Origin of the sequence: Kluyvera cryocrescens NBRC 102467 (genome assembly GCF_001571285.1) — a bacterium.
GTDB classification, from domain to species: Bacteria; Pseudomonadota; Gammaproteobacteria; order Enterobacterales; family Enterobacteriaceae; genus Kluyvera; species Kluyvera cryocrescens.
In genome coordinates this window covers 22204-48527 of the sequence record NZ_BCTM01000018.1, presented here as the reverse complement: position 1 = coordinate 48527, position 26324 = coordinate 22204, and the positions used below count along the sequence as shown (strand labels likewise).

21 protein-coding genes are annotated in these 26324 nt (G+C 55.1%); 7 read left to right on the top strand and 14 right to left on the bottom strand.

Features of this window, described 5'->3' with window-relative positions:
* Positions 1-29: 29 nt before the first annotated feature.
* Both KCR01S_RS14170 and soxS read right to left on the bottom strand, forming a co-directional pair.
* Positions 30-311, bottom strand: coding sequence for a YjcB family protein (locus KCR01S_RS14170; protein WP_052281844.1), 282 nt, complete (start codon positions 309-311; stop codon positions 30-32).
* A gap of 258 nt (positions 312-569) precedes the next feature.
* A complete protein-coding gene (gene soxS / locus KCR01S_RS14165; protein ID WP_052281845.1) occupies positions 570-899 on the bottom strand; it encodes a superoxide response transcriptional regulator SoxS in 330 nt (109 codons plus the stop codon).
* 87 nt (positions 900-986) lie between these two features.
* Here soxS and soxR point away from each other — a divergent pair, with 87 nt between their 5' ends.
* The 3 genes from soxR (at position 987) to KCR01S_RS14150 (ending at position 5033) form a co-directional block, all read left to right on the top strand.
* A complete protein-coding gene (soxR, locus tag KCR01S_RS14160; RefSeq protein ID WP_052281846.1) occupies positions 987-1445 on the top strand; it encodes a redox-sensitive transcriptional activator SoxR in 459 nt (152 codons plus the stop codon).
* A gap of 408 nt (positions 1446-1853) precedes the next feature.
* Positions 1854-3203 (top strand): NCS2 family permease, encoded by a 1350-nt coding sequence (locus KCR01S_RS14155; protein WP_061283353.1) that lies wholly within the window; start codon positions 1854-1856, stop codon positions 3201-3203.
* A 183-nt stretch (positions 3204-3386) separates the two neighbouring features.
* Complete coding sequence (locus tag KCR01S_RS14150) at positions 3387-5033, top strand: Na+/H+ antiporter (protein WP_052281848.1); 1647 nt, start codon at positions 3387-3389, stop codon at positions 5031-5033.
* A 104-nt stretch (positions 5034-5137) separates the two neighbouring features.
* Here the strand turns inward: KCR01S_RS14150 and KCR01S_RS14145 are convergent, their stop codons facing one another.
* Positions 5138-6019, bottom strand: coding sequence for a LysR family transcriptional regulator (locus tag KCR01S_RS14145; RefSeq protein WP_061283352.1), 882 nt, complete (start codon positions 6017-6019; stop codon positions 5138-5140).
* Positions 6020-6120: 101 nt separating this feature from the next.
* On the opposite strand from KCR01S_RS14145, the gene KCR01S_RS14140 reads away from it, so the two are divergent.
* Both KCR01S_RS14140 and KCR01S_RS14135 read left to right on the top strand, forming a co-directional pair.
* Entirely contained in the window at positions 6121-6531 is a 411-nt protein-coding gene (locus KCR01S_RS14140; RefSeq protein ID WP_052281850.1) for a CidA/LrgA family protein, read from the top strand.
* Entirely contained in the window at positions 6524-7213 is a 690-nt protein-coding gene (locus KCR01S_RS14135; protein WP_061283351.1) for an LrgB family protein, read from the top strand. Before KCR01S_RS14140 ends, KCR01S_RS14135 begins: the two co-directional genes overlap by 8 nt.
* A gap of 42 nt (positions 7214-7255) precedes the next feature.
* On the opposite strand, the gene KCR01S_RS14130 is transcribed toward KCR01S_RS14135, so the two are convergent.
* On the bottom strand, positions 7256-8533 hold the full coding sequence (locus KCR01S_RS14130; protein WP_061283350.1) for an ABC transporter substrate-binding protein: 1278 nt from the start codon (positions 8531-8533) through the stop codon (positions 7256-7258).
* 107 nt (positions 8534-8640) lie between these two features.
* Positions 8641-9936: a Gfo/Idh/MocA family protein gene (locus tag KCR01S_RS14125; protein WP_061283349.1), complete on the bottom strand. Its 1296-nt coding sequence runs from the start codon at positions 9934-9936 to the stop codon at positions 8641-8643.
* 47 nt (positions 9937-9983) lie between these two features.
* Here KCR01S_RS14125 and KCR01S_RS14120 point away from each other — a divergent pair, with 47 nt between their 5' ends.
* Positions 9984-11561 carry a hypothetical protein gene (locus tag KCR01S_RS14120; protein WP_061283348.1) on the top strand — a complete coding sequence of 526 codons (1578 nt, stop codon included), beginning with the start codon at positions 9984-9986 and terminating at the stop codon, positions 11559-11561.
* Between the two features lie 210 nt (positions 11562-11771).
* On the opposite strand, the gene actP is transcribed toward KCR01S_RS14120, so the two are convergent.
* The 3 genes from actP to acs all read right to left on the bottom strand — a co-directional run bounded on the left by actP (position 11772) and on the right by acs (position 15855).
* Positions 11772-13421 (bottom strand): cation/acetate symporter ActP, encoded by a 1650-nt coding sequence (actP, locus tag KCR01S_RS14115; protein WP_061283347.1) that lies wholly within the window; start codon positions 13419-13421, stop codon positions 11772-11774.
* On the bottom strand, positions 13418-13732 hold the full coding sequence (locus KCR01S_RS14110) for a DUF485 domain-containing protein (protein ID WP_061283346.1): 315 nt from the start codon (positions 13730-13732) through the stop codon (positions 13418-13420). Before KCR01S_RS14110 ends, actP begins: the two co-directional genes overlap by 4 nt.
* A gap of 164 nt (positions 13733-13896) precedes the next feature.
* Entirely contained in the window at positions 13897-15855 is a 1959-nt protein-coding gene (gene acs / locus KCR01S_RS14105; RefSeq protein ID WP_061283345.1) for an acetate--CoA ligase, read from the bottom strand.
* Between the two features lie 414 nt (positions 15856-16269).
* Here acs and gltP point away from each other — a divergent pair, with 414 nt between their 5' ends.
* Positions 16270-17583, top strand: coding sequence for a glutamate/aspartate:proton symporter GltP (gltP, locus tag KCR01S_RS14100; RefSeq protein ID WP_061283344.1), 1314 nt, complete (start codon positions 16270-16272; stop codon positions 17581-17583).
* Positions 17584-17688: 105 nt separating this feature from the next.
* Here gltP and KCR01S_RS14095 read toward each other — a convergent pair whose 3' ends face one another.
* From KCR01S_RS14095 to KCR01S_RS14065, 6 genes are all read right to left on the bottom strand, one after another.
* Complete coding sequence (locus tag KCR01S_RS14095; RefSeq protein WP_061283343.1) at positions 17689-18372, bottom strand: tetratricopeptide repeat protein; 684 nt, start codon at positions 18370-18372, stop codon at positions 17689-17691.
* A 217-nt stretch (positions 18373-18589) separates the two neighbouring features.
* Entirely contained in the window at positions 18590-20737 is a 2148-nt protein-coding gene (gene fdhF, locus KCR01S_RS14090; RefSeq protein ID WP_082767963.1) for a formate dehydrogenase subunit alpha, read from the bottom strand.
* Positions 20738-20933: 196 nt separating this feature from the next.
* A complete protein-coding gene (locus tag KCR01S_RS14080) occupies positions 20934-22391 on the bottom strand; it encodes an MdtP family multidrug efflux transporter outer membrane subunit (RefSeq protein ID WP_061283341.1) in 1458 nt (485 codons plus the stop codon).
* Positions 22388-24370: a multidrug efflux transporter permease subunit MdtO gene (gene mdtO / locus KCR01S_RS14075; protein WP_061283340.1), complete on the bottom strand. Its 1983-nt coding sequence runs from the start codon at positions 24368-24370 to the stop codon at positions 22388-22390. The genes KCR01S_RS14080 and mdtO overlap by 4 nt, the downstream gene beginning before the upstream one ends.
* A complete protein-coding gene (gene mdtN, locus KCR01S_RS14070; protein WP_061283339.1) occupies positions 24370-25401 on the bottom strand; it encodes a multidrug transporter subunit MdtN in 1032 nt (343 codons plus the stop codon). The genes mdtO and mdtN overlap by 1 nt, the downstream gene beginning before the upstream one ends.
* A gap of 19 nt (positions 25402-25420) precedes the next feature.
* Entirely contained in the window at positions 25421-25696 is a 276-nt protein-coding gene (locus tag KCR01S_RS14065; RefSeq protein ID WP_061283338.1) for a YtcA family lipoprotein, read from the bottom strand.
* Between the last annotated feature and the right edge of the window lie 628 nt (positions 25697-26324).

The window sequence follows — 26324 nt, the reverse complement described above, 5'->3', positions numbered from 1 at the left end:
AATCGGGGTTCATACACGTTAGTCGGCGCTTAGTACATCGCGACAGGCCATTCCGGCGGCGCGTGGCTCATGACTTCAACCATCACATCTTTGATATTGTTCAGGATGGTGCTGATATCGACCAGCGTAATACCCAGCAACCCCGTTGCAAACCAACAGGCCGCAGCGACGCCCAGCATACCGCTGATGACCGCCAGCCCGGCGTAGTCTGACTTACGAAGTTGAATTTTCAGGGTACTGGCGATAAACATCAGTACCGCGCTGGTTAACGGCCAGCGTAACAGCGCGACGCCCGCGGTAATGGAAACCATGAGACCTTATCCTCAAAGATAAACAAGACATTGCCCTGACAGCGCATTGTTTATTGAGGCCCGAGGCGCTCTGGCTATCTGAAGGCATTCAAAGTTGAGATGAAACAGCGTTCCTGTTTCAATCGATAGTGTGAACTATATCACATTTGGCGTTTTATTCACCAGAGGTAGGCGCAGGATTTTTGTCAACACAATAACCACATTTATTGCATGGTTATGTTGCTGCCGCGCAGGCGCAGCGACAGCAATCTGAAGGCATTAAGCGGAAATTTGGTGACGATAGTCCGTTGGCGTGCGGTCAAACTCGCGGCGGAAGACGCGCGAGAAAGTTTGCTGCGAGACATAGCCAAGGTCCATAGCGATATCAAATATTGGGCGCTGGGTGGTGCGTAGCGCTTCTGCTGCCAGCAGCAGACGGCGTTGGCGAATGTAATCTCCCAGCGTCTGATGCATCACCGTGCGGAACATCCGCTGCAGGTACCACTTCGAATAACCTGATTTTTTCGCCACGATATCGATGTTAAGCGGTTGCTCGATATGTTCATCAATCCATTCAATTAGCGTCTGAATAATTTCCCGATGGGACATAAGGCTCTCCCCGTTGTCTATTTTTGCGTCGATTTCTGTTCTGCTGGCGAGTATAATTCCTCAAGTTAACTTGAGGTAAAGCGGATTATGGAAAAAAAATCGACGCGCATAAAAACGCTGCTTTCGCCCGGTGATGTAGCGAAACGAACTGGCGTTGCGGTATCAGCATTACATTTTTATGAGAGCAAAGGGCTTATTCGTAGCACAAGAAATAGCGGTAATCAGCGGCGCTATAAGCGCGATGTTCTGCGCTATGTGGCGATCATAAAAATCGCCCAGCGGCTGGGCATTCCGCTATCGACCATCGGTGACTCGTTTAGCGTCCTGCCGGAAAACCATACTCTGGGGCCGAAAGACTGGAAGCATTTCACCACCCAGTGGCGCGAAGAACTGGATAAGCGCATTCATGCAATGGAAGCGCTGCGCGATCAGCTCAATGGCTGTATTGGCTGTGGCTGTATGTCGCTGCGCGACTGTCCGTTGCGTAACCCCGGCGATAAGTTGGGCGAAGAGGGGACCGGCGCGCGCCTGTTGGAAGACGAATAACCCGCCGCGATCCCCGTCCGGGGATTGCGACATTTTTGCCATAGAATTGTTGCCAGATTGCGCATTCACGATAACGTTTGCGCATGGCTTGACCATTTCTTCATCGGCAATCGTTAATTTTGATTAAGCAGGGCAAACTTCTGTTGAAAAAGAGGGTGTAAAAGCCAGATAATCGTTTGCCTCGAATTTTCGGACGCATCTTACGTCGAAAATGACCAGGCTCACCTCATGACGCAGTCGCGTCAATGAGGAATTCCGATTCTCGTATTGTCTGCGCGGAGTTAATCGTTTGCTTTTTTGTGGCTCCCCTATTGCCGCAATGTAGCACATGGAGATGACGCTTAGCTGGCAGTGGATGTTCCACCACGCAGACCAACGAATGATAAAAACTCTCAGGGGATGTTTTCTATGTCTACGCCTTCAGCGCGTACCGGCGGTTCGTTAGACGCTTGGTTTAAAATTTCTGCACGTGGTAGCTCCGTTCGTCAGGAGGTTGTCGCCGGTCTTACGACTTTCCTGGCGATGGTTTACTCGGTGATCGTGGTTCCGGGAATGCTCGGTAAAGCCGGTTTCCCGCCAGCGGCAGTTTTCGTGGCGACCTGTCTGGTTGCCGGTGTGGGGTCTATCGTCATGGGGCTGTGGGCGAACCTGCCTCTGGCCATTGGCTGCGCGATTTCACTGACCGCCTTCACCGCCTTTAGCCTGGTATTGGGCCAGCAGATCAGTATTCCGGTCGCCCTGGGCGCCGTATTCCTGATGGGCGTACTGTTTACCGTCATCTCCGCTTCCGGTATTCGTAGCTGGATTTTGCGCAATTTGCCGCAGGGGATTGCGCACGGGACCGGCATCGGTATCGGCCTGTTCCTGCTGCTGATCGCGGCAAACGGCGTGGGCATGGTGGTGAAGAACCCAATCGACGGTCTGCCGGTGGCGCTGGGTCAGTTTGACAGCTTCCCGGTGATCATGACGCTGATTGGCCTGGCGATGATTATCGGCCTGGAGAAAATGAAGGTTCCGGGCGGGATCCTGCTGACCATTATCGGTGTTTCCATCGTGGGCCTGATTTTCGACCCGAACGTGCACTTCTCCGGTATCTTCGCCATGCCGTCGCTGAGCGATGACAACGGCCATTCGCTGATTGGCAGCCTGGATATCATGGGCGCATTGAACCCTGTGGTTCTGCCAAGCGTGCTGGCGCTGGTGATGACCGCAGTGTTTGATGCCACCGGGACTATCCGTGCGGTAGCCGGGCAGGCGAACCTGTTGGATAAAGATGGCCAGATCATCAACGGCGGCAAAGCGCTGACCACTGACTCCCTGAGCAGCGTGTTCTCGGCGGTGGTGGGCGCGGCTCCGGCGGCGGTCTATATTGAATCCGCAGCGGGTACGGCGGCAGGCGGTAAAACCGGTTTAACTGCCGTGACCGTTGGCATCCTGTTCCTGCTGATTCTGTTCCTCTCTCCGCTGTCCTACCTGGTCCCAGGTTACGCCACCGCTCCGGCGCTGATGTACGTGGGTCTGCTGATGCTGAGCAACGTGGCGCGTATCGATTTCAACGACTTCGTTGATGCGATGTCAGGCCTTATCACCGCGGTGATGATCGTGCTGACCTGTAACATCGTGACCGGCATCATGATCGGCTTCGCAACCCTGGTTATCGGCCGTGTGGTTTCCGGTGAATGGCGTAAGCTGAACATCGGTACCGTGGTGATCGCCGCGGCGCTGGTTATCTTCTACGCGGGCGGTTGGGCGATTTAATCTCGTCATCGCCGTCTAAAAAACCCGCCAACCGGCGGGTTTTTTGTTTGGGCTACGGGGTAGTACTTTTTTTCCATTTTCAGCCGCACCTCGTTTCCTTTTGCGTTACTCTGGTAACCGTATAATAAGAAGCACGACGCTTCATGTTTTGAATAATAAGACAACGCTGTAAACAGGGAACGCATGGAAATATTCTTTACCATACTCATCATGACCCTCGTGGTTTCGCTGTCTGGGGTGGTTACACGCGTACTGCCATTCCAGGTCCCACTTCCGTTAATGCAAATTGCCATCGGCGCGATGCTTGCGTGGCCGACTTTCGGTTTGCATGTTGAATTCGACCCCGAACTGTTCCTCGTGCTGTTCATCCCGCCGCTGCTGTTTGCCGACGGCTGGAAAACGCCAACGCGCGAGTTTATCGAACACGGCAGGGAGATCCTCGGGCTGGCGCTGGCATTAGTGCTGGTAACGGTGGTGGGGATTGGTTTTCTGATTTACTGGATAGTACCGGGTATCCCGCTCATCCCAGCGTTTGCGCTGGCGGCGGTGCTGTCACCGACCGATGCGGTCGCGCTCTCCGGTATCGTTGGCGAAGGGCGTATCCCGAAAAAAATCATGGGCATTTTGCAGGGCGAGGCGTTGATGAACGACGCCTCTGGCCTGGTATCGCTAAAATTTGCCGTTGCGGTGGCGATGGGGACCATGGTCTTTACCGTTGGCGGCGCCACGGTCGAGTTCCTGAAAGTCGCCATTGGCGGCATCCTGGCGGGCTTCGTGGTCAGTTGGCTGTACGGCCGTTCGATGCGCTTCCTCAGCCGTTGGGGCGGTGATGAACCCGCCACGCAGATTGTGCTGCTGTTCCTGCTGCCATTTGCCTCGTATCTGATTGCCGAACATATCGGCGTATCCGGCATCCTGGCGGCCGTTGCGGCAGGGATGACCATCACCCGCTCCGGCGTGATGCGCACCGCACCGCTGGCGATGCGCCTGCGCGCTAACAGCACCTGGGCGATGCTAGAATTTGTGTTTAACGGCATGGTATTCCTGCTGTTGGGCCTGCAGCTTCCGGATATTCTCCAGAGCTCGCTGGTGGCGGCTGAAGCCGATCCGAACGTCGAAACCTGGATGCTGTTTACCGACATCATCCTGATTTACGCGGCGCTGATGCTGGTGCGCTTTGGCTGGCTGTGGACGATGCGCAAATTAAGCCAGCGCTTCCTGAAAAAGAAACCGATGGAGTTTGGCTCCTGGACCACCCGTGAGCTGCTGATTTCTTCCGTTGCCGGGGTGCGCGGGGCGATTACCCTTGCCGGTGTGCTCTCCATTCCGCTGCTGTTGCCGTCGGGTGACGTATTCCCGGCGCGCTATGAGCTGGTATTCCTTGCCGCTGGGGTGATTCTGTTCTCGCTGTTTGTTGGCGTGATCGCGCTGCCGATTCTGCTGCGCCATATCGAGTCGACCGACAACGTTCAGCAGCGCAAAGAAGAGCGTTTGGCGCGGGCGGCGACGGCGGATGTGGCGATTGTCGCTATCCAGAAAATGGAAGAGCGCCTGGCGGCGGATACCGATGAGAATATCGATAACCAGCTGCTGACCGAGGTCAGTTCGCGCGTCATCGGTAACCTGCGTCGTCGGGTGGATGGCCGTAATGATGTCGAAACGTCGATGCTGGAAGAACAGTTGGAGCGCCGCTTCCGTCTTGCCGCATTGCGTTCTGAACGCGGTGAGCTTTACCACCTGCGCGCCACGCGGCAGATCAGCAACGAGACCTTGCAGAAGCTGCTGCATGACCTCGATCTGCTGGAAGCGCTGCTGATTGAAGACGCCTAGTCAGCGTATCACTGTGCGGCCGCCGAATCGCGGCTGCATCTTACCCGGCCTACCGTTCATCCTCCGTTGGCCGGGTAAGCCCAGAACCTTCAGGTTACTGAGCACTACGGTAGGGTAAAGCCCTCGCAGCACTTCAGCCACGCCTGGGCGCTGTGCGACATATACACCCCTTCCCGCCAAATCATCCCTAACTGCCAGCGCAGCTCGCTTTCCAGCGGCAGCCAGAGTAGTGTTTTTGCATCCAGGCGACGGCAAATAGGTTCCGGCAGAATGGCAACGCCGACGCCGGCCTGCACCATGGCGGCGAGAAAATCCCATTGCCCACTGCGCACGGCGATCCGCGGCTTAACGTCGTGGCGTGTAAACAGCTGCATGAGCTGGCGGCTGAGGGCGAAATCTTCGTTATAAATCAGGAGCGGATGGGCCGCTAACTGCTGCGGCGACACCGAGGTTTGATCCAGCCAATCACCGGAACGCGGCACCAGCACGCACAGCGGGTGGCTGAACAGCGGCCGGGTGGTGAGCATGCTCTCTTCTTCGACCGGCAGCGCGGTCATGGCTAAATCCAGCTCGCCGTTAATGACCGCCTGCTGCACGGTGAGGCCGCCAAACTCGGAAATCTTGAGCTCTACGCCGGGGTAACGCTGGCGAAACAGGCCGATGGGCCCCGCCATCAGCATACCAACCATTGGAGGGATACCCAGCCGCAGCACGCCTTTATTGAGGTGATTGATATCGCTCAGTTCAGCTTCCAACTGCCGAAACTCATCAAGAATCGCCAGCCCGCGCTCGAACACCACCTGCCCGGTATCGGTCATTAACAGCTTACGGCCGTCGCGAATGAGCAGGGTGCAGTTCAGCTCATCTTCCAGATTTTTGAGCATCTTGCTGATGGTCGGTTGCGTCACAAAAAGCTTCTCCGCGGCGCGGGTAAAGCTCTGCTGACGCACGACTTCGACAAAGTAGCGCAGCGTTCTTATGTCCATGATTATGCCTCTAAACTATGCTACCGATGAGTTTAATTCATTTCTGTCATCATCGTTGCCTCTCTATACTGTGCGCCTGTTATTTTTTTGGACATCCCTCCATGGCCGAGGCCTTAGGGCGCGTAGTGCCCTCCGTTTTAAACCGTCTGCAGATCCCGGTACAGGTACTGCTGTACGCCGGACTGTTTGTTTTTGCTGAATATCTGGTGAGCTGGCTGAATCTGCCGCTGCCCGCCAATCTCGTGGGAATGATCCTGCTGCTGGCGCTGATTGTCTGCCATATCGTGCCGCTAAAATGGGTTCGCGCCGGGTCGCGCTGGCTGCTGGCGGAAATGCTGCTGTTTTTTGTTCCGGCGGTTGTGGCGGTGGTGAATTACGCTCAGCTGCTGATGATTGACGGCTGGCGGATTTTTCTGGTGATCGCATTGAGCACGATGATGGTGCTGGGCGCGACCGCCTGGGTTGTCGACAAGGTTTATCGCTACGAAATGAAACGGATGCGCCATGACTAATTTTCAGCTCAGCGTGGCGTGCCTGGTGATTACGCTGGTGCTCTATTTCGCCAATAAACGCCTGTATCGCCGTTTTCGAAAACTGCCGCTGATGCCGCTGGTGCTGACCCCGGTACTGCTGGTGTTATTACTGGTGTTTGGCCATATCTCCTATCAGAACTACATGGGCGAAGCGCACTGGCTGCTGTGGCTACTGGGGCCGGCAACCATCGCCTTTGCCGTGCCGGTCTACGATAATCTGACGATTATCAAACGCCACTGGATGTCACTTTCCGCCGGCGTGATAACCGCCACGGTGGTGGCGGTGACTAGCTCGGTATGGCTGGCGCGGCTGTTTACTCTGCCGGATGAGATCCAGCGCAGCCTGGCCGTGCGCTCCATCACCACGCCGTTTGCGCTGGCGGCGGCAAAATCGCTCGGTGGGCAACCGGAGCTGGTGGCGCTGTTCGTGGTGGTGACCGGGGTGTTCGGGATGGCGATTGGTGACGTACTGTTCCTGCGTCTGTCGATTCGCGAAGGGATGGCGAAAGGCGCCGGGTTCGGCGCTGCGTCGCACGGTGCCGGGACGGCCCGTTCATATGAACTTGGCCCGCAGGAAGGCGTTGTGGCGAGCCTGGTGATGATGCTGTCCGGCGTGGTGATGGTGCTGGTCGCGCCGATGGTCGGCTGGCTGATGTTTTAGGCTGCTGCTGGGTCGGCGCAACGCGACCCAGCACTGAGCGGCTTAACGATTCAGACGGCGGACAATACGTTCAACCTGCTGACGAAAATCGCTGACAACCTGGGGGATGGGCTTACCCTGGTCGAGTTTTTCGCGGGCAGACATAAACTGATCGACCACCTGCAAATCTTCAATATAGGGCGTCGCAACCACGGTGGTAGGCAGCGATTGCGCCTGCCGTAAACCTGCAACGACCGGATCGTTAGGGTCTATCACGCCTTTTTGCGTTAACAGCGTCTCGGCGGTTTTACTCAATGGAATGCCACGCTCAAGGCCCAGCGCCTCGATAGCCTGCGGGTCGTTGAGCAGGAAGTTCACCAGCATGGCCGCTTCTTTAGGATGTTTGCTCGACTTTGCCACCGAGAACATCTGCGCGGTCTTGAAGTACACGCCGGACTCCGTCACGCCTGGCAGCATCACGTAATCGCCCAACTCCAGTTTGGCCGGCGGCGTGAGGTTGTTGATGTACATGCGAATGGAAATATTCCACGTAAAGGTCCCACCCCATTCGCCGTTGATCCACGGCTTCATTTCATACAGATTGCCTTTACCGTAAGACGAGAGCGTTTTTGGCGACGGCACGACGTGGTCATCGCTAAGACGTTTCACAAAGCTGAACGCTTCCTCCCACTGCGCATCGTTCCAGGTAAATTTACCGCGGCTGTCGAACATGGGCTTCTGGTATTTCTGCATCATATAGGCGTTGAGCAGCAGGATGACATCCTGATCGACCATGCTGTAGGGATAATAGTTGTTGCCCAGCTTTTGCTGGAAGCTTTTACCCGAGGCAAAAAAAGCATCCCAGGTTGTCGGATAGGCCAGTCCGGCCTTTTTCCAGGTGACATCGTTGTAATAGAACACCGGTGCGTTGACCGAGATAGGCAGGCCATTGAGCTTGCCGTTGAGGGTGGTGGACTGCAAATCTTTGGCCTGATACTGGTTCAGGTCCAGTTCATTTTTGAGCGTATTCAGGTCGTAGTATCCCTCACCATTTTTGGAGAAAATAATCAGCCACGGCCAGTTGGTTTGCATTACGTCCGGTTCGGTCCCGCTGGCCATTTGGGTAGTCAGGCGTGAAAGGTGTCCGTCCCAGCCGGTATATTCCGCCTTCACTTTGATCTCGGGATGCGTTTTCTCAAAGGCTTCCAGCGCCTTGAGCGTCGCCTGATGGCGGCTGTTGCCCCCCCACCATGACATGCGTAATTCAACGGGCTGCTGGGCCCAGGCAGCGGTACAGGAAAGTAACAGTGATGCGATGACACCTGATGCGATTTTGTTCATTACTTGTCTCCGGAAAGAGGCAGAAATATTGTTATTAAACAGGTGAGTAACAGCATAATACTGACCATCTTTTCCGGCGCAGCCTCCTGCCGCGCCGGAACGAGGGGCTAGCGTTTCGCCAGGCGGGAAACCAGTTCAAACTCCTTAAAATTCACCGGGCGCAGCTGTTGCATGGAGATATTGCCTGCAATTCCGGTGAGGATAGACATTGCGCCGGCGCGATGATCGGCGGCGCGCTGCAGCGGATCGTTGCCCGGTTCACCGAACAGATCTGCCAGCATGGCGTTGTCGCCGCCACCGTGGCCGCCTTCACCGAGGTTGAACTCCGCTTTCCACGGCTCGGCAAACATCGGGAAGACGGTGATATCACACTGCTCCAGGCTGCCTTCGTTTTCGCGTTCACCGCCGGCATTGACGTAGGATTTCTCGATGATTTTCATCTCCAGACGGCCTTCGGTGCCGTTAAACACCACGTTTAATCCTTCCCACGGCAGGTAGGCGTTAAGCGAGTAGGTGAGCTGAACCTGGTTTTGGTATTTCACCAGCACCGACAGGGTGTCTTCGATGGTGATCCCGTCGCTAAACACGCTTTGATCACGGAAATAGTTGTCTTCATGCTCGGCGTCGAGGTACAGCGCTTTGAGCTGTTCGTTGTCCGCCATATTCAGCGCGAAGGGATCATCTTTGGCTTCGGCATAGCCGTGGGTGCGTGGGTAGAACTGCGAGACGCCGCGGTTTTCTGCATTTTCTTTGCCATAGAATTGCAGGCTGCCTTCGGCGTACACGCGCTCCGGGTAGCTGGCCAGCCAGAAGTTCATCAGGTCGAAGTGGTGGGTGGATTTGTGCACCAGCAGGCCGCCGCTGTTGCGCTTTTCACGGTGCCAGCGGCGGAAGTAGTCCGCGCCGTGCTCGGTGTTGAGCAGCCACTCAAAGTGAACGGAAGTGACGTTGCCAATCACCCCCTGCATCAGCAGTTCACGCACTTTGCTGTGGTGCGGCGCGTAGCGATAGTTAAAGGCCACGCGCACGGTATGCCCGGTCTCTTCGATGGCATCGAGGATACGCAGCGCGCGTTTTTCATCAATGGTCATCGGTTTTTCGGTGATCACATCGCAGCCCGCATGCAGCGCACGGACGATATAGTCATCGTGGGTACGGTCCATGGTGGTGACGATGACGATATCCGGGCGCGTTTCGCGGATCATCTCTTCGAACTGTACCGCTTTCCAGGTGGATACCGGCTCTGCGCCTTCTTTCTGCAATAACGTGTTGGCGTAATTCATTCGGGTCTGATTGGTATCGCAAAACGCGACCATTTTGGCATTATCACGCCAGGTTCCACCAATCGCGGAAATATATAAACCCGCACGACCTCCAGTGCCGACCAGAGCATATTTTTTCATGGCATCCTCGATTAAGATATAAATTCAAATATCAGCAAGGCGACGCAATGAAACGTATTCCGCATCAATTGATGGAGCTGAATAGCACTTTTATTTGGCACTGGCCCTGGTTTATTCAGGGCGTTAAAAGCGCGAAACAGCACGGTTTCACCGGCATCATCCTGCACCAACAGGAACTGCTTTCTTTTCTTGCTACGCCCTCGCCGTTAAGCCAAAAGCTCAACGTCGAGAACCTGATTCATCAACAAAATTACGCCCTGCAATATTTAAAACGCGTCGACCAATATCTGGCGGAAAATAATTTATCGTTTTGGCTGCAGGGCGAAGCCGCGCCGAGCGACGATATAATTAAGCGTAAATTTCCCGAACTGACTTTCGACGAAAAAAGCTCGCCGGATTTCTGGCAGCATTTTTATGCTGCGATATTGCATCCGCTCCTGCATTCGCTGCCGCATCTCAGCGGCCTCATTCTGAGCCTAACGACCCCGGACTTTCAGACCGCCCGCTGGCAACAAAGCCTGCATGATGTCTGGAGCCTGCTGCGCGCCCAGGGCAAAAAGCTGGTGCTGCGCGACTATATTGATGACAGCTGGCCCCGGCAGCAGCTTTCCAACCTGCTGGCAACGCTTCCCGACGATGTGCGAGCGTCGATAAAAGCTACCGAGCTGGACTATCACCCCGGGTTTGCTAATCACCCGCACATTGCCACGTTGCCGGGGCATAAAAAGTGGATCGAATACGATCTCTTTGGCACCGGCTACGGCTGGACTGCGCTACCGTGCTATCTGGCCGATGAAATCAGCGGCCGCCTAAGCTGGGCGCTGAGCGCCGCCGAAAACGAAATTGAAGCCATCACCTCCCGCGTCAGCTGGCAGTGGCTGCCCGATAGCCGGGTCATGGACTCCGCCAACGCGGTAAATCTTTTCGGCCTCTCGGCGGCCAATCAAACCGCGAATGAGGGCGGGCCTTCTGCGTTTGAACGTTGGGCTGAGCAGCAGCAGCTCGGCTTTCGCTCAGTGCAGGACAAACATCAACTGTCGGCAATCATGCATGCCAGCTACGACTGGCTGTGTAAAACGCCGAACTTTCTGGGCCGTCGCCTGCACTATCAAAGCCAGATCCCGGAAAGCGTGTCTCAGGCGCAGCAGCTTCTGCATATGGACACCCGCAGCGCGAACTGGATGCATGCCTGGCAGCCGCTGATGCCCACTGACGATCCGGGCTTGGGCAATGAGCAACGCGAGCGGGTGGCGTTGGAAAAAGAGGCCGCCTGCTTTTTAGCATCACGAACGGTACAACATCTGCGGGAACTGATGCCGCGTATTACCTGCCCAAATGATTCGCTGGAGATCCTGCTGGCCGCCTGGCGCAGCGCAGAAATCTACAGCCAAATGTTTTCCCGGGTCGCCGCCGCAATGACCGATATTCTGTGGATCGACCACTATGGCTCGCAAAGCCTGCCGACAGATGTGCTGCAAAAGCACCAACAGCAGCTGCTGCGCTTTACCGACACGTTGGATCGCTGGCTGGTGAATCCGCCGGCCTGCGGCCCGCTGTTTCTGCCGCTGCTGCTAAGTCCGCAGCGTTTGGCTCGTTTTGCCAACAGCCTGAATCACTCGCGGTGAGTAAAGAATAAAAACTGTGGCGGGTATTGTCTGCAAGCGTCGTAGAGGTAAAACCGGAGATTGGCGTGGAAAGCGGAAAAGCGTGACAGCCTTCGCGAATCACAGATAAAGCTTGTGATGCGCGTTGGCTTTTTTCATTTAAATGACGTGATAAACATCACCTGAAGCGGGAAAAAATGTGATCCCCGACCAGCGGCCGGGGAGGGGATTTTAGTGCGCACGACCCTGGTCGATACCGAGGCCAGTCTGAGAACGGATAAACTGCGCGCGGAACTGTTCGCGCTCACGATTACCTTCCGCAGAGTTATCGGTCGCTGAGAACAGCCAGATACCGATAAAGGCGACGGCGATAGAGAACAGCGCCGGGTATTCATACGGGAACAGCGCTTTCTCGTGGCCAAGGATCTGCACCCAAATCGTCGGGCCGAGGATCATCAGCACTACCGCCGTCAGCAGGCCCAGCCAGCCGCCAACCATCGCGCCGCGCGTGGTCAGCTTCGACCAGTACATGGAAAGCAGAATGATTGGGAAGTTACAGCTGGCCGCGATAGAGAACGCCAGACCCACCATGAAGGCGATGTTCTGATTCTCAAACAGAATGCCCAGCAGAATAGCCACCACGCCCAGCACCAGCACGGTGATTTTGGACACTTTCAGCTCTTCACGCTCGGTCGCCCCTTTCTTAAAGACGTTCGCGTACAGATCGTGAGATACCGCCGAAGCCCCTGCCAGCGTCAGGCCCGCGACCACCGCCAGAATGGTGGCGAAGGCGACCGCAGAGATAAAGCCGAGGAACAGATTGCCGCCGACCGCATCGGCCAGATGCACTGCCGCCATGTTGTTGCCGCCGATAAGTGCGCCAGCCGCATCTTTGAACTGCGGATTCGCGCCGACCAGCATGATGGCGCCAAAGCCAATGATAAAGGTCAGGATGTAGAAGTAACCCATAAACCCGGTGGCATAGAACACGCTCTTACGCGCTTCTTTTGCATCGCTCACGGTGAAGAAACGCATCAGAATGTGCGGTAGACCGGCAGTACCGAACATCAGACCAAGGCCTAACGACAGCGCGGATATCGGATCTTTCACCAGCCCGCCGGGACTCATGATGGCCGCGCCTTTCGGGTGTACCGCCATTGCTTCGGTGAACAGGTTGTTGAAGCTAAAGCCGACGTGCTTCATTACCATAAAGGCCATAAAGCTGGCGCCGAACAGCAGCAGAACCGCTTTGATAATCTGAACCCACGTGGTGGCGAGCATGCCGCCGAACAGCACATACATCACCATCAGTACGCCAACCAGCACGACTGCGACGTGGTAGTTGAGGCCAAACAGCAGCTCGATGAGCTTACCGGCACCCACCATCTGGGCAATCAGGTAGAGTGCGACCACCACCAGAGAACCACAGGCCGAAAGCAGACGAATCGGCCCCTGCTTGAGTCGGTAGGACGCCACATCAGCAAAGGTATAGCGACCGAGGTTACGCAGGCGTTCAGCAATCAGGAACAGAATGATGGGCCAGCCAACCAGGAAACCGAGCGAGTAAATCAGCCCATCGTAGCCGGAGGTGTAGACCAGCGCGGAGATGCCAAGGAACGACGCGGCCGACATAAAGTCACCGGCAATCGCCAACCCGTTCTGGAAACCGGTAATGTTGCCGCCCGCGGTGTAGTAATCGCTGCGTGAGCGAACCCGCTTTGAGGCCCAGTAGGTGATGTAGAGCGTCAGGAGGACGAAAATCAGGAACATGATAATCGCCTGCCAGTTGGTCGGCTGGCGCTCAACGTGACCGCTTAGCGCGTCTGCCGCATTGGCCGCTAAAGGAAGTGTGGCGGCGAGCGCCGTCAGGACTTTCTTCATGATGCTTTTACCTCGCGCAGTACGGCCTTGTTCAGGCGATCAAATTCGCTGTTAGCCCGCCAGACGTAAATGCCGGTCAGGATAAAGGAGATAACGATAATGCCGATCCCGATTGGGATACCGCGCGTGACGCTGGTACCCGCGTGCAGCGGCGTGCCAAGCCAGCCCGGGGCAAAAGCGATGAGTAAAATAAAACCGACGTAAACCACTAACATAATCAGCGATAAGAAGGTGGCAAGCCGTTGCCGTTTTTCAACCAGCTCCCTGAAATGCGCACTATCTTCTATCTGCTGACAAATTTGATCATTCATCACAGAGTCTCCAGAGGTTTTTTATTGGTAGTGTTTTTTGTGCAAATCAGAACACCGTACGCTTCCTTCTTCCGCGGGAAGAAGGATAGGGCGAGGGGCGGTGTACGGTAATGACACCCTCACCCCGGCCCTCTCCCGGTAACAGGAGAGGGGGAAGTCTTCGCTTATGACGGCATCGCGATGGACTGCTTCTCTTCCAGCAGCTTCTCCACCACGCCCGGATCGGCGAGCGTTGAGGTATCGCCCAGGTTACTGGTGTCACCCGCGGCGATCTTGCGCAGAATACGGCGCATGATTTTGCCTGAACGGGTTTTCGGCAGTGAATCGGTCCAGTGCAGCACGTCCGGTGTCGCCAGCGGGCCAATCTCTTTACGCACCCAGTTACGCACCTCGGTATAGAGCGCAGGCGTTGGCTCTTCACCGTGATTCAGCGTGACGTAGGCGTAAATCGCCTGACCTTTGATGCTATGCGGAATGCCGACCACGGCGGCTTCGGCAATCTTCGGATGGGAAACCAGCGCCGATTCAATCTCCGCGGTGCCTAAACGGTGGCCGGAGACGTTCAGCACGTCATCGACGCGACCGGTGATCCAGTAGTAGCCGTCTTCGTCACGGCGCGCGCCGTCGCCGCTGAAGTACATGTTTTTGAAGGTGGAGAAGTAGGTCTGCTCAAAGCGTTCGTGATCGCCAAACAGCGTACGCGCCTGGCCTGGCCACGAATCGGTGATCACCAGATTGCCTTCGGTAGCCCCTTCCTGCGGGTGACCTTCGTTATCGACCAGCGCTGGCTGCACGCCGAAGAACGGACGGCTGGCGGAACCGGCCTTCAGCTCAATGGCACCCGGCAGCGGGGTGATCATGAAACCACCGGTTTCGGTCTGCCACCAGGTATCCATCACCGGGCACTTCTCGTTGCCGATTTTCTGCCAGTACCATTCCCAGGCTTCTGGGTTGATGGGTTCACCCACCGAGCCGAGAATGCGCAGGGAGGAACGATCGGTTCCGGCGGTGGCTTTGTCGCCTTCGGCCATCAGCGCACGGATTGCCGTCGGTGCGGTATACAGAATGTTAACTTTATGTTTATCAACGACCTGACACATACGGGCAGGCGTCGGCCAGTTTGGCACGCCTTCAAACATCAGCGTCGTCGCGCCGCAGGCCAGCGGGCCGTACAGCAGATAGCTATGCCCGGTAACCCAGCCGACATCGGCGGTGCACCAGTAGATATCGCTTGGATGGTAGTCGAAGACATATTTAAAGGTGGTCGCGGCATACACCAGATAGCCGCCGGTGGTGTGCAGCACGCCTTTCGGCTTGCCGGTAGAACCTGAGGTATAGAGGATGAACAGCGGGTCTTCAGCATTCATCTCTTCCGGCTGATGCTGATCGCTGGCTTTTTCTTGCAGGTCATGCCACCACAGGTCGCGGCCTTCCTGCCAGTCAACTTTGCCGCCGGTGCGCTTAAGCACAACGACGTTTTCGATGGTTTTGACGTTCGGGTTTTTCAACGCGTCATCGACGTTTTTCTTCAGCGGTACGTTACGTCCGGCGCGGACGCCTTCATCGGATGTGATCACCAGGCGCGCGCTGGAGTCGATGATACGGCCGGCAACGGCTTCCGGCGAGAAGCCGCCGAAGATAACGGAATGGATAGCACCAATGCGGGCACAGGCCAGCATTGCCACGGCCGCTTCCGGCACCATTGGCATATAGATAGCAACGACGTCACCTTTCTTCACGCCTAAAGAGAGCAGGGTGTTTGCGAAACGGCAGACATCGCGATGCAGTTCACGATAGCTAATATGTTTGCTTTGTGAAGCGTCATCGCCTTCCCAAATGATGGCGGTCTGATCGCCGCGCTCCTGCAGGTGACGGTCAAGACAGTTGGCCGCCAGGTTCAGAGTGCCGTCTTCGTACCACTTAATCGAGACGTTGCCAGGGGCAAAAGAGGTGTTTTTGACTTTGCTGTAAGGCCGCATCCAGTCGAGGATTTTGCCCTCTTCCGCCCAAAACGCATCAGGATTGGTGACGGACTGCTGGTATTTGGTCTTGTATTGTTCCGGGTTAATCAGGCAGCGTTCTGCAATATTTGCAGGAATAGAGTGTTTGTGAATTTGGCTCATGCTTTTTTTCTCCATGTAAGATGTTAATAATATGTCTCATAAAAGTTAATAACAGAGGGAGAAGAAGCTTTGTTTACTATTTGCGCGGCAGATCACGCAATGATGGAATTGTTCAAATAACGTTCATTTGATTCTTTGAACAGAAATAATTGCGGAAAGGGATTTATAGAAAAAAGCGGAAATTTTTTGTTTTTATAACAAAAACTTATAAATAATCATTGGTAGAAATTAGTAGTAATATCAATTTCTGTGGTGAAAAGCCCTGATCTGAAAGGGTTGCACGAGACACCGTACAGATGATACTGATACTGCGCGTTAAAAACCTCTAAAAGTAAACGCAACACAAATCACCCCCTTTCAAATGGATACCATTCCCGTTCGGTATGGTATTTTTCATTGAGGAAGTCTGCAGTTATGAAAAAAACACGAATCAGCCTCGCGTGGCAAATTCTTATTGCCCTGGTGCTAGGTATTATTCTGGGTAGTTATCTTCATTATCATAGCGATAGCCGCGAATGGCTGGTTATGAATCTTCTGTCTCCTGCTGGCGATATTTTCATCCATCTGATTAAAATGATCGTCGTGCCGATTGTTATTTCTACGCTGGTGGTGGGAATAGCCGGCGTCGGTGATGCGAAACAGCTAGGACGAATTGGCGCGAAGACCATCCTTTATTTCGAAGTGATCACCACGGTAGCGATTATTATCGGTATTACCATGGCCAATGTCTTCCAGCCTGGGGCAGGGATCGACATGTCACAGCTGGCGACGGTGGACATTTCGAAATACCAAAGCACCACCGCCGAAGTACAAAGCCATGCCCATGGCCTGATGGGAACCATCCTGTCGCTGGTGCCGACCAACATCGTGGCGTCGATGGCAAAAGGCGATATGCTGCCTATTATCTTCTTCTCAGTGCTGTTTGGCCTCGGTCTCTCCTCGCTGCCGGCGACGCATCGCGAACCGTTGGTCACGGTGTTCCGTTCTATCTCTGAAACCATGTTCAAAGTGACCCATATGGTCATGCGCTACGCGCCGGTCGGCGTATTTGCGCTGATCGCGGTGACGGTGGCGAACTTTGGTTTCGCCTCCCTGTGGCCGCTGGCGAAGCTGGTGCTGCTGGTACACTTCGCGATTCTGTTCTTCGCGCTGGTGGTGCTGGGGATTGTGGCGCGTATTTGCGGACTGAGCATCTGGATCCTGATTCGTATCCTAAAAGACGAGCTGATTCTGGCGTACTCTACCGCCAGCTCGGAGAGCGTGCTGCCGCGTATTATTGAGAAGATGGAAGCCTATGGTGCACCGGCGTCGATCACCAGCTTCGTGGTGCCGACCGGCTACTCCTTTAACCTTGACGGTTCAACGCTGTACCAGAGTATCGCCGCCATCTTTATTGCTCAGCTGTACGGTATCGACCTGTCTATCTGGCAGGAAATCGTGCTGGTGTTGACGCTGATGGTCACTTCGAAAGGGATTGCGGGCGTACCGGGCGTCTCCTTCGTGGTACTGCTGGCAACGCTGGGTAGCGTTGGGATTCCGCTGGAAGGACTGGCGTTTATCGCTGGCGTTGACCGTATTCTTGATATGGCACGTACCGCGCTGAACGTGGTGGGTAACGCGCTGGCGGTGCTGGTGATTGCCAAGTGGGAACACAAGTTCGACGTTAAAAAAGCGCGCGCCTATGAGCGTGAAATGCTCGGCAAGTTTGATAAAACGGCCGACCAATAATAGAAAGAAAGCAACGCCGGGATTTCCCGGCGTTGTTGTTTTTGAGGGGCAGATACGGTTTCCCCTCACGTGAGTCTTATTCCTACAGGGGAGCGCGGCGAGCCGTTACTCTGCGCTCACCTTATCAAACTCTTCGCAGCCGGTATCAAACCCTTCGGTACAGCTTAGATTCAGCCACTGCAGCGCCTTTTGTTTGTTTGGCGTGATAAAGCCTTTTTCACCGTTCAGGAACATCATCCCGGCCCAGTACTCCGCATAGCCGGTACGCGAAAGCGCTGAGCTATTTTTGAAGTAATCGGTGGCTTTCTCATCGTCTTCTTTCACGCCCGTGCCGTTGGCGTAAATCAGCCCCAGCAGCATCTGCGCATCGACGGCAAAATCGCTTTCGGCGTTGGTTGACGCCTGCTGTAGCAGGGTGATGGCTCTTGGATAATCGGTTTGCCCCGACTGACTATTGATCAGAATGCGCGCCAGAATCACGTCGCCCGCCCGGCTGCCCGCTTGGGTCGCTTTCTCTGCCAGCGCCTTGGCCGCTGGATAATCGAGATCCACCGGGTTGGTGATTTTAATCTGTGCCAGAAGGGCATAGGCATCTGCATCACCGCCGTCGGCGGATTTCTGCGCCCAGAACTCAGCTTTGCTTAAATCGCGTGAGCTAAACCAGGTATCCGCCAGATAGTACTGCGCACGGGCATCTCCGGCCTCTGCGGCTTTCAAATATTGGCTACCCGGCTCATCCGCGTGAGCGAACAGCGCAACCAGCCATAGCAATGCAAAAATGTGTTTCATCTTATTGTGTAGGTGACCGAGGAAGTGGGCAGTATATACTCGTCATACTTCAAGTTGCATGTGCGTTGGCTGCGTTCGTTCACCCGAATCACTTACTCGAGTAAGCTCATCGGGATTCTCTCACTTGCCGCCTTTCTACAACTCGAATTATTTTGAGTATAAAGATAAAGCGAGGATAAAAAAACGCCTCCGAATGGAGGCGTTGAAACGAGTCCGCTTAGCCGATTGCGCTTTCGCGCAGACTGGCCTTCAGCTTCGTATATTCATCAATTACATACTGCTCGGCGGCGCGCTGGTCGGCAATCGGCTCAACGTTCACGGCGCAGTACTTGTACTCAGGCGTTTTGGTAATCGGGCTCAGGTTCTCGGTTACCAGCTCATTACATGCCCCAATCCACCATTGATAGGTCATGTAAATTGCACCTTTGTTCGGGCGATCGCTCACCGCGGCGCGGGTGATGACTTTACCTTTACGGGAGTTTACCCACACCAGCGCTTCATCTTCAATGCCTAAACGGGCAGCATCGGCGGTGTTGATCTGGGCATAGCCCGGTTCGTCCGCCAGCGCAGCCAGCGCCGCACAGTTGCCGGTCATGGAACGGCAAGAGTAGTGGCCAACTTCACGCACCGTCGACAGTACCATTGGGTACTCTTCGGTGAGTTTGTCGATAGGCGCAACCCAGTCGCAGGTGAAGAACTGGGCCAGACCGTTCGGGGTGTCGAACTTCTCTTTAAAGAGGTAAGACGTCCCCTGGTCCGCGTCAGACTCATCGCGGCATGGCCACATCACGTAGCCCAGCTCGCCCATTTTGTCGTAAGTGGCACCGTAGAAATCAGGGCACAGGCTGCGCAACTCATCCCAGATTTCCTGAGTGTTGTTGTAGTGCATTTTGTAGCCCATACGGGTGGCGATTTCACTGATGATCTGCCAGTCCGTTTTCAGGTCCCACTTCGGCTCAACGGCTTTAAAGAAGCGCTGGAAGCCACGGTCGGCGGCGGTAAAGACACCTTCATGTTCGCCCCAGGACGTAGACGGTAAAATAACGTCTGCGGCCGCAGCGGTTTTGGTCATGAAGATATCCTGGACGATAACCAGTTCCAGATCTTCGAAGCCTTTACGAACCGCGGAGAGTTCGGCATCGGTCTGTAACGGGTCTTCACCCATGATGTACGCCGCGCGCACTTCGCCGTGCGCCGCACGGTGCGGCAGCTCGCTGATGCGATAGCCGGTGTGTGCTGGCAGGCTGTCTACGCCCCAGGCTTTGGCGAACTTCTCGCGGTTTTCCGGGAACTTCACGTACTGATAGCCCGGATAGGTATCCGGCAGCGCACCCATATCACAGGCGCCCTGAACGTTGTTCTGGCCGCGGACTGGGTTAACGCCGACGCTTGGCTTACCGAGGTTGCCGGTGAGCATGGCGAGGCTGGTCAGTGAACGCACGGTTTCCACGCCCTGATAGAACTGGGTAACACCCATGCCCCACAGGATGGCGGCGTTGTTTGCCGATGCATACATACGGGCAGCCTGGCGAATTTCCTGCGCGCTAACGCCGGTAATCGCTTCGACGGACTCCGGCGTATAGCCTTCGACAATCTTACGGTACTCTTCATAACCTTCGGTACGCGCGGCGACGAACGCTTTGTCGTACAGGTTTTCTTCAATAATGACGTGCCCCATGGCGTTGAGCAGCGCGATGTTCGAGCCGTTTTTCAACGCGATGTGCATGTCAGCAATGCGCGCGGTTTCAATTTTACGCGGATCGCAGACGATGATTTTCGCCCCGTTACGTTTAGCGTTAATCACGTGATTCGCCACGATAGGGTGGGAATCCGCCGGGTTGTACCCGAAGATAAACACTAAATCGGTGTTATCAATTTCGTTAATCGCATTACTCATTGCGCCGTTACCGACCGATTGGTGCAGACCTGCAACCGAAGGGCCGTGTCAGACGCGAGCGCAGCAGTCAACGTTATTGGTACCAATAACGGCGCGCGCAAATTTCTGCATTACATAGTTGGTTTCATTACCCGTCCCGCGTGAGGAACCGGTAGTCTGAATGGCATCCGGGCCGTATTTCGCTTTGATCGCGCTCAGGCGGTCAGCAACGTAATTAAGCGCTTCATCCCAGGAAACGGATTCCAGTTTGCCGCCGCGCTGGCGACGGATCATTGGGGTCTTCAGGCGTGGGGTCAGGATCTGGGTATCGTTAATGAAGTCCCAGCCATAATAGCCCTTCAGACACAGAGTACCCTGGTTGGTTTTCCCCTGCGCCGCCTCAGCCCGGACGATTTTACCGTTATCGACCACCAGGTTGATTTTGCAACCTGATGCGCAATACGGGCAAACCGTGACGACTTTTTTCATCGGTCTCGCTCCAGTTAATCAAATCGCGCATACGCGCTGTCGCCCTCAGTATGCATCTTTTATGCCACTTTTTTATTGTGGGCATTCCCTGATATTACGGGCAATTTTTGGTCAAAACCCTGACGAAAAACAGGCCGTCGTCATATTTGACGTGTCGAAGGAAAAAGCCGCATGACATTTATCATGCGGCAAGGGGTTAGCGAGAGGGGGTCGGCGCCTGGTATCCGCCGCCGAGCGTTTTGATCAGTTGAATGCTTTGAATGACCCGCTGAGTATCCAGCACCAGCAGCGACATTTGCTCGGAAATCACCGGCAGGCTAGCTTCGGTGGCCTGCAGCCGGCTGCCAAGCCCGCGATTAAATGCGGCTTCGGCGGCGCTTTGGCTAAAGCGGCTCGCATCGACGCGCTCAAGCTGCAGTTCGCGTTCTTCGTTCAGGGTTTGCAAACGCGTACCGTTAATCGCCACATCGCGTACGGCGTTCAGCACCGACTGGTTATAGTGTTCAATCAGCATGTTGCTGGTGGCGCGGGTATTTTTCAGGTTGGCGTTCAGACGACCGCCGTCGAACAGCGGCAGGCGCAGGCCGGGGATAAAGTTAATCTGCTTGCTGGGGGCTTTGAACAGATCGTCAATGTGAATGGCATCCAGGCCGAAGAAGGCTTTGATATCGAAGCTCGGATAAAACAGCGCTTTCGCGGCATCGACCTGATCGAGCGAAGCCTGTACATACCAGCGCATTGCCTGCAGATCCGGGCGGCGGGCGAGCAGATCGTAGGAGAGCGTTGACGGAATGCCCGTCTGTACCTGCGGCAGCGCGACCGGTTTGATCTCTGCCAGTTCGTTGCCGTTGGCTCCGATGAGCGCGCGCAGCGATTCGCGCGTCTCTTTAATTTGCCCTTTCGCTGCGGCAATTTGTTTATCTACCGCCAGCAACTGCGCCCGCGTGCCGTGGTAAGGGATTTTCGCTTCTAATCCATGAGACTCTTTGCTCAGGTGCGCCTGAACCGCGTAATCAATCACGCTACGGGTTTGCTCAAGCAGGTCGAGCATCTGATAGTTTGCCTGCATGCTGTAATAGAGCTGCGCCACGCCGGTTGAGAGAGCCAGTTCCACCGCCGCCGTTTCAGCGAGTGCCGCGTTTTGTGCGCCGATCGCTGCCGCAACGGCGGAGCGATGAGCGCCCCACAGGTCGAGATCCAACCCGGCAACCAGACCGACGGTCGCTTCGGTGTAGTAAGGGCCGTCCATCCCGAGTCTGGGAGCGTCCAGCGCGTAAGGGCCGAGGAAACCGTTGGCGGATGCACGCTGCCGGTTAATCATTCCGAGCGCCGCCATCTGGAGCTGCGATCCTGCTTCCAGCAGATCGGCCTGCGACTGGGCTTTCTCTTCACGCTGTTTTGCTTCGGCAAGGGTATGGGAACCGGACAGCGCTTTGTCGATAAGCGAACTGAGTTGAGGGTCGTTAAGCTGCCGCCACCACTGCGCCTGGGGCCACCCCTGGCTCGCCAGGTGAATATCGTCCGCCAGCTTGATTTGCGTGGGTTGTAGCTGGGAATGGGCGGCAGAGTCGTTGCGGATCAACGCGCAGCCGGAAAGCGTCGTGGCGCTGCCGATAAGGCCGCACAGGAGAATGCGGAAAAAGTTACGGGTCATTGTAATGTGGCTCCTTGCGCCTGGGCCTCAGCGACGGTAGTCGCTGGACGGGTCCAGTCGGGTAAACTGACTATCTGCTGTATAACGCGCTGCGTCTGTGCGGGTAAGGTGGGGGATATTTCACTGGATAGCGATACGGGCGTAGTCTCGCCGTTTTCCAGCCCTGCGGCGTATTGTTCTAGCGCTTGTGCGAAGGCTGGAAGTGGCGCCGTGGCGCTGTCACAGCCGTAGAGGATCTCCCGGCCGTGTTGAAGCGTATCGCGGCTGAGTGCGAGAAGATGCTCGCGTTTATCATCATCAAGCTGCCGTTCCAGCGCCACGCGTTCACACATCTCTTCACAAGCATTAAAGGCGGTATGGCAGCCGACACGCAGCTGGAGATAGGCTCGCCGATCGGCAGGATCCTGCTGCGGAAGGCGCAGCAGATTACCCAGCATGTTCAGCGCACTCGCCAGCTTACGCGGCAGGGTATTGGCTTCACTTTCCGGCCAGATAAAGGTGAAGATCACCGCCGAGACGGCCGTACCGATCAGGATGCCAACCGCACGATCGCGGATCTCGACTAAATCGTAAACCGGGCCAAAAACGTTTTCGAGGGTCGCCAGTGAGAAGGTCACGATGATCTGCGTTCCAATATAGGAGGATCGCTCCGATCCGGTGGCTATCCATGCGGCGAGCAGGAAAACAGGCGACAGCACGCACAGCAGCTCAACGATATTATCCAGCCACGGCATGATACAAATGGTCATCAACAGCGCCAGGGCTGCGCCAATGAACGCACCACCAAAACGGAGCGCCATTTTCTGGCCGGTTGAGCCAATGCTAGGGTTGGCGACGATGATGCAGGTCAGCATGCTGGTATGGATACCTTCCCAATCGGCGCCGGAGTAGAAGATGTAACAGATCATGCAGGCCAGCAGTGTTTTCAGCGCGTAGCGGACGTAGGCCGGATTGCTGAAGGCGTCCGCTACCATCGACGACTCTTTCACCGCGGGGGCTGGCGGCGTTTTTGGGTCCATATGACCAAGCTGGAGCAGACGTTCACAGAGACCTTCCAGTCCACATTCCCGGGCAATAATGCGGTCTTCGGCGCTCAGCTGCCATTGAGTTTGCCAGGGCTCCCCTTGTGCGATAGCGCTTTGTAGTGCTGTGATTTCATACTGTAGCTTATACGCCAGGACCTGATGTCTGGCGGCTTCGTCGCTGTAGCGGTTGAGAGTGGTATAGAGATAGCTGACGGTGGCGACACAATTTTTCCACCAGGCACTATGCGCTTTCCAGTCGGTATCGTCGAGCATGCAGAAGGCGCTGAGTTTTTGCAGCGCCAGCACTTCGCGCTCAACGTACTTTTCCGTAAGCGCTGGCGTCGGTACCGCCAGATGGCTCAGTGCATCATCCAGCCTCGCGCACAATGACTCCTGTATTTGCTGCCCGGCTCGGCTAGGGAACCAGAGTACGCCCAGAAGCACCATCAACAGCGTAGGGTAAAGCCCAACGACGATACACCACAGGGTAAGGCGCGCGACCACCTCGGGATAATCAATCATGCCGGGAAAGGTCTGGCCGTATATGCCAACAATCGCGAGGGCAAAAAATATCAGCCCCAGCTTATAGGTGCGCATCAAAAACATGCTGCCAAAGACAATCAGGCTGGCGATGATCATGCGGAGCAAGGGATAGCCGTATGACCACTTGTAGAGCATAAACAGAAAGCCAATTTCCATTATCGTCGCGGCGATAAACAGGATTGCCACAAATTTGGTGTAAAACGCATTCGACTGTACGCCGTAAAACAATACCGTCAGCGAGATGCCCAAAAAAGGGACCTCAAAGGTCATGGAAATCAGCGTCACCAGCAGGCAACCCACCCACAGCTGAAGCATTTGCGACTGTCGTCCGGGACGCTTTTCGCTCAGTTCTCTATGGAAAAATGCCAGGAGTCGAACCACCGGCAGCGGCAGATAATTGAGTGCGTTCATTATTGTGACTCAAGGGTGGCAACCGCCGAGGCGCCGATGCGGAACATCTCTGCGTCCGGTTTATCGACCCTGATTTTGACCGGGAAGCGCTGAGCCACGTGCACCCAGTTGATTGAACGGGCCACGCGCGGCAGGCCGCCTAATACCAGACCGCCGTCGTCAGGCAGCACGCCGTAACCGATAGAATCGACTTTGCCGCTAAAGGTTTTGCCGCTATCACTCATCAGACGAATCGTTGCCGGGGTACCAGCGTGAATATTGCTCAGCTCGGTTTCACGGAAATTGGCGATGACGTACCAGTGGCGGGTATCAATCAGGGTAAAGATGGGGCGCATGGCGGAAGCGAACTGACCAATGGAGGTTTTTAGCGACACCACGCGGCCATCAAACGGGGCACGTACTGTGGCCATTTCCAGATGCAGCTGGGTGAGGGCGATATCGGCCTGCACCGCAACACGCTGAGCGACCAGAGCATCAACGCCGCTCACCGCGGTAGCTGCCTGCTGAGCCTGTAATAGTGCGGCATTGAGATCGGCTGCGCTGGCGCGCTGTGCCGTGCGCGCGCGATCAACATCTTCTGCCGAGACAAATCCCTGCGACAGCAGCGGTGCTGTGCGATTAAGCGTGCTGCTGGCCTGTTTTTCCGCCGCTCGCGCTTTGGCAACCATGGCTTCCACCGAGTTGGCGGCCAGCTTTTGCGCGTCTACGCTGCGCTGTGTCAACATGATCTGCTCATCGAGGGCATGCAACGTAGCCTGTGCTTTCGCCAGATTGGCTTCATACGTCCGAGGGTCGATGCGAAATAGCAGGTCACCCTGCTTAACCAGCTGATTATCCTTAACGGCCAGCTCGATGATACGTCCGCTGACTTCCGGGACCACATCTATCGTGTCGGCAGAGGCGTAGGCATCGTTGGTAGACGGTGAGCTATCCAAACGCCAGATGACATAAACCATCACCACCATGGCGAGTATGACCAGAAACAGAGCCGGGATTTTGTTATGAGAAACTTTTTTCTGCGAGCTTTCCATGGGCGCATCTCAATGTGAGTTAAAAAAACACCAGCCAGAACAGCATGGAGTACAGGGCAAAGAGGGCGGTATAAATAACGCCTGCGAATGAAATCACTTTATATTTGTGCAGCATGAACCGTCGGGTGATGAGCACAAGAATGACGCCGGCAATCATGCAAAAAAGCCAGCCGGGATAATAAGCGCCTATAACGGGAATGGCCGGAGAGAGCGAGCATCCTGACAGTAGCATCGCGAGCGTGAGCCAGCCGCATTTTTTCAGCCGCCTCACTATTCTGGATTTAACTATTTGCATAGAGAAGAACATCCTGTGTATTGCGAACAATATCCGGGGTGAATGTAAAATAAAATCAGAAAGATCCGTATGGCGATTTTTTGGTGAGAGAAATATAGTTTTGTTTTGATACCGCATTCATAACTTATGTGGTTTTCGTATTCATTATTAATATTTATTTTTTACATGAATAAAGAATTCAGGAATGCTTATACCCGTTGAGCGGTAGCCGTTTGATAACCCGCAGCAAGCGGTGTCTGTTGCGTCGTGAAACCTGCCATCGTTCGCCTGTCAATGGTTCCCGGCTCCTGACGTGGTGCGCAAGCAGAAGCCTGCGGTAAGAAGAATCATTATTCTATTCCGGATAATTTATATTTTTGTATTAATATGAAGTATTGGTTGATATTGATATCTTAAATGCATTCTGCGGTTTATTTAGACGTCAGTTGTGAATTAATTCATTTAATGAGTTGTCGTGTAAACATCAAATAACGAGCTGTATGCACCTGGCTCTATAATTAATAAAAATGAAGAGATGGATTTAGAATTTATGTTCATCACGTAAGACGCTGTGGTGGAATTGAGATTCCTCCGCTACCCGCCAATCGCGCGCCACCCTTAATCTATCGCCAGCTCCCTTGACGAGACA

Excerpts from the sequence above, each read along its gene's own strand:
- KCR01S_RS14170 (WP_052281844.1), bottom strand. The coding sequence starts at position 311 with ATGGTTTCCATTACCGCGGGCGTCGCGCTGTTACGCTGGCCGTTAACC.
- soxS (WP_052281845.1), bottom strand. The coding sequence starts at position 899 with ATGTCCCATCGGGAAATTATTCAGACGCTAATTGAATGGATTGATGAA.
- soxR (WP_052281846.1), top strand. The coding sequence starts at position 987 with ATGGAAAAAAAATCGACGCGCATAAAAACGCTGCTTTCGCCCGGTGAT.
- KCR01S_RS14155 (WP_061283353.1), top strand. The coding sequence starts at position 1,854 with ATGTCTACGCCTTCAGCGCGTACCGGCGGTTCGTTAGACGCTTGGTTT.
- KCR01S_RS14150 (WP_052281848.1), top strand. The coding sequence starts at position 3,387 with ATGGAAATATTCTTTACCATACTCATCATGACCCTCGTGGTTTCGCTG.
- KCR01S_RS14145 (WP_061283352.1), bottom strand. The coding sequence starts at position 6,019 with ATGGACATAAGAACGCTGCGCTACTTTGTCGAAGTCGTGCGTCAGCAG.
- KCR01S_RS14140 (WP_052281850.1), top strand. The coding sequence starts at position 6,121 with ATGGCCGAGGCCTTAGGGCGCGTAGTGCCCTCCGTTTTAAACCGTCTG.
- KCR01S_RS14135 (WP_061283351.1), top strand. The coding sequence starts at position 6,524 with ATGACTAATTTTCAGCTCAGCGTGGCGTGCCTGGTGATTACGCTGGTG.
- KCR01S_RS14130 (WP_061283350.1), bottom strand. The coding sequence starts at position 8,533 with ATGAACAAAATCGCATCAGGTGTCATCGCATCACTGTTACTTTCCTGT.
- KCR01S_RS14125 (WP_061283349.1), bottom strand. The coding sequence starts at position 9,936 with ATGAAAAAATATGCTCTGGTCGGCACTGGAGGTCGTGCGGGTTTATAT.
- KCR01S_RS14120 (WP_061283348.1), top strand. The coding sequence starts at position 9,984 with ATGAAACGTATTCCGCATCAATTGATGGAGCTGAATAGCACTTTTATT.
- actP (WP_061283347.1), bottom strand. The coding sequence starts at position 13,421 with ATGAAGAAAGTCCTGACGGCGCTCGCCGCCACACTTCCTTTAGCGGCC.
- KCR01S_RS14110 (WP_061283346.1), bottom strand. The coding sequence starts at position 13,732 with ATGAATGATCAAATTTGTCAGCAGATAGAAGATAGTGCGCATTTCAGG.
- acs (WP_061283345.1), bottom strand. The coding sequence starts at position 15,855 with ATGAGCCAAATTCACAAACACTCTATTCCTGCAAATATTGCAGAACGC.
- gltP (WP_061283344.1), top strand. The coding sequence starts at position 16,270 with ATGAAAAAAACACGAATCAGCCTCGCGTGGCAAATTCTTATTGCCCTG.
- KCR01S_RS14095 (WP_061283343.1), bottom strand. The coding sequence starts at position 18,372 with ATGAAACACATTTTTGCATTGCTATGGCTGGTTGCGCTGTTCGCTCAC.
- KCR01S_RS14080 (WP_061283341.1), bottom strand. The coding sequence starts at position 22,391 with ATGACCCGTAACTTTTTCCGCATTCTCCTGTGCGGCCTTATCGGCAGC.
- mdtO (WP_061283340.1), bottom strand. The coding sequence starts at position 24,370 with ATGAACGCACTCAATTATCTGCCGCTGCCGGTGGTTCGACTCCTGGCA.
- mdtN (WP_061283339.1), bottom strand. The coding sequence starts at position 25,401 with ATGGAAAGCTCGCAGAAAAAAGTTTCTCATAACAAAATCCCGGCTCTG.
- KCR01S_RS14065 (WP_061283338.1), bottom strand. The coding sequence starts at position 25,696 with ATGCAAATAGTTAAATCCAGAATAGTGAGGCGGCTGAAAAAATGCGGC.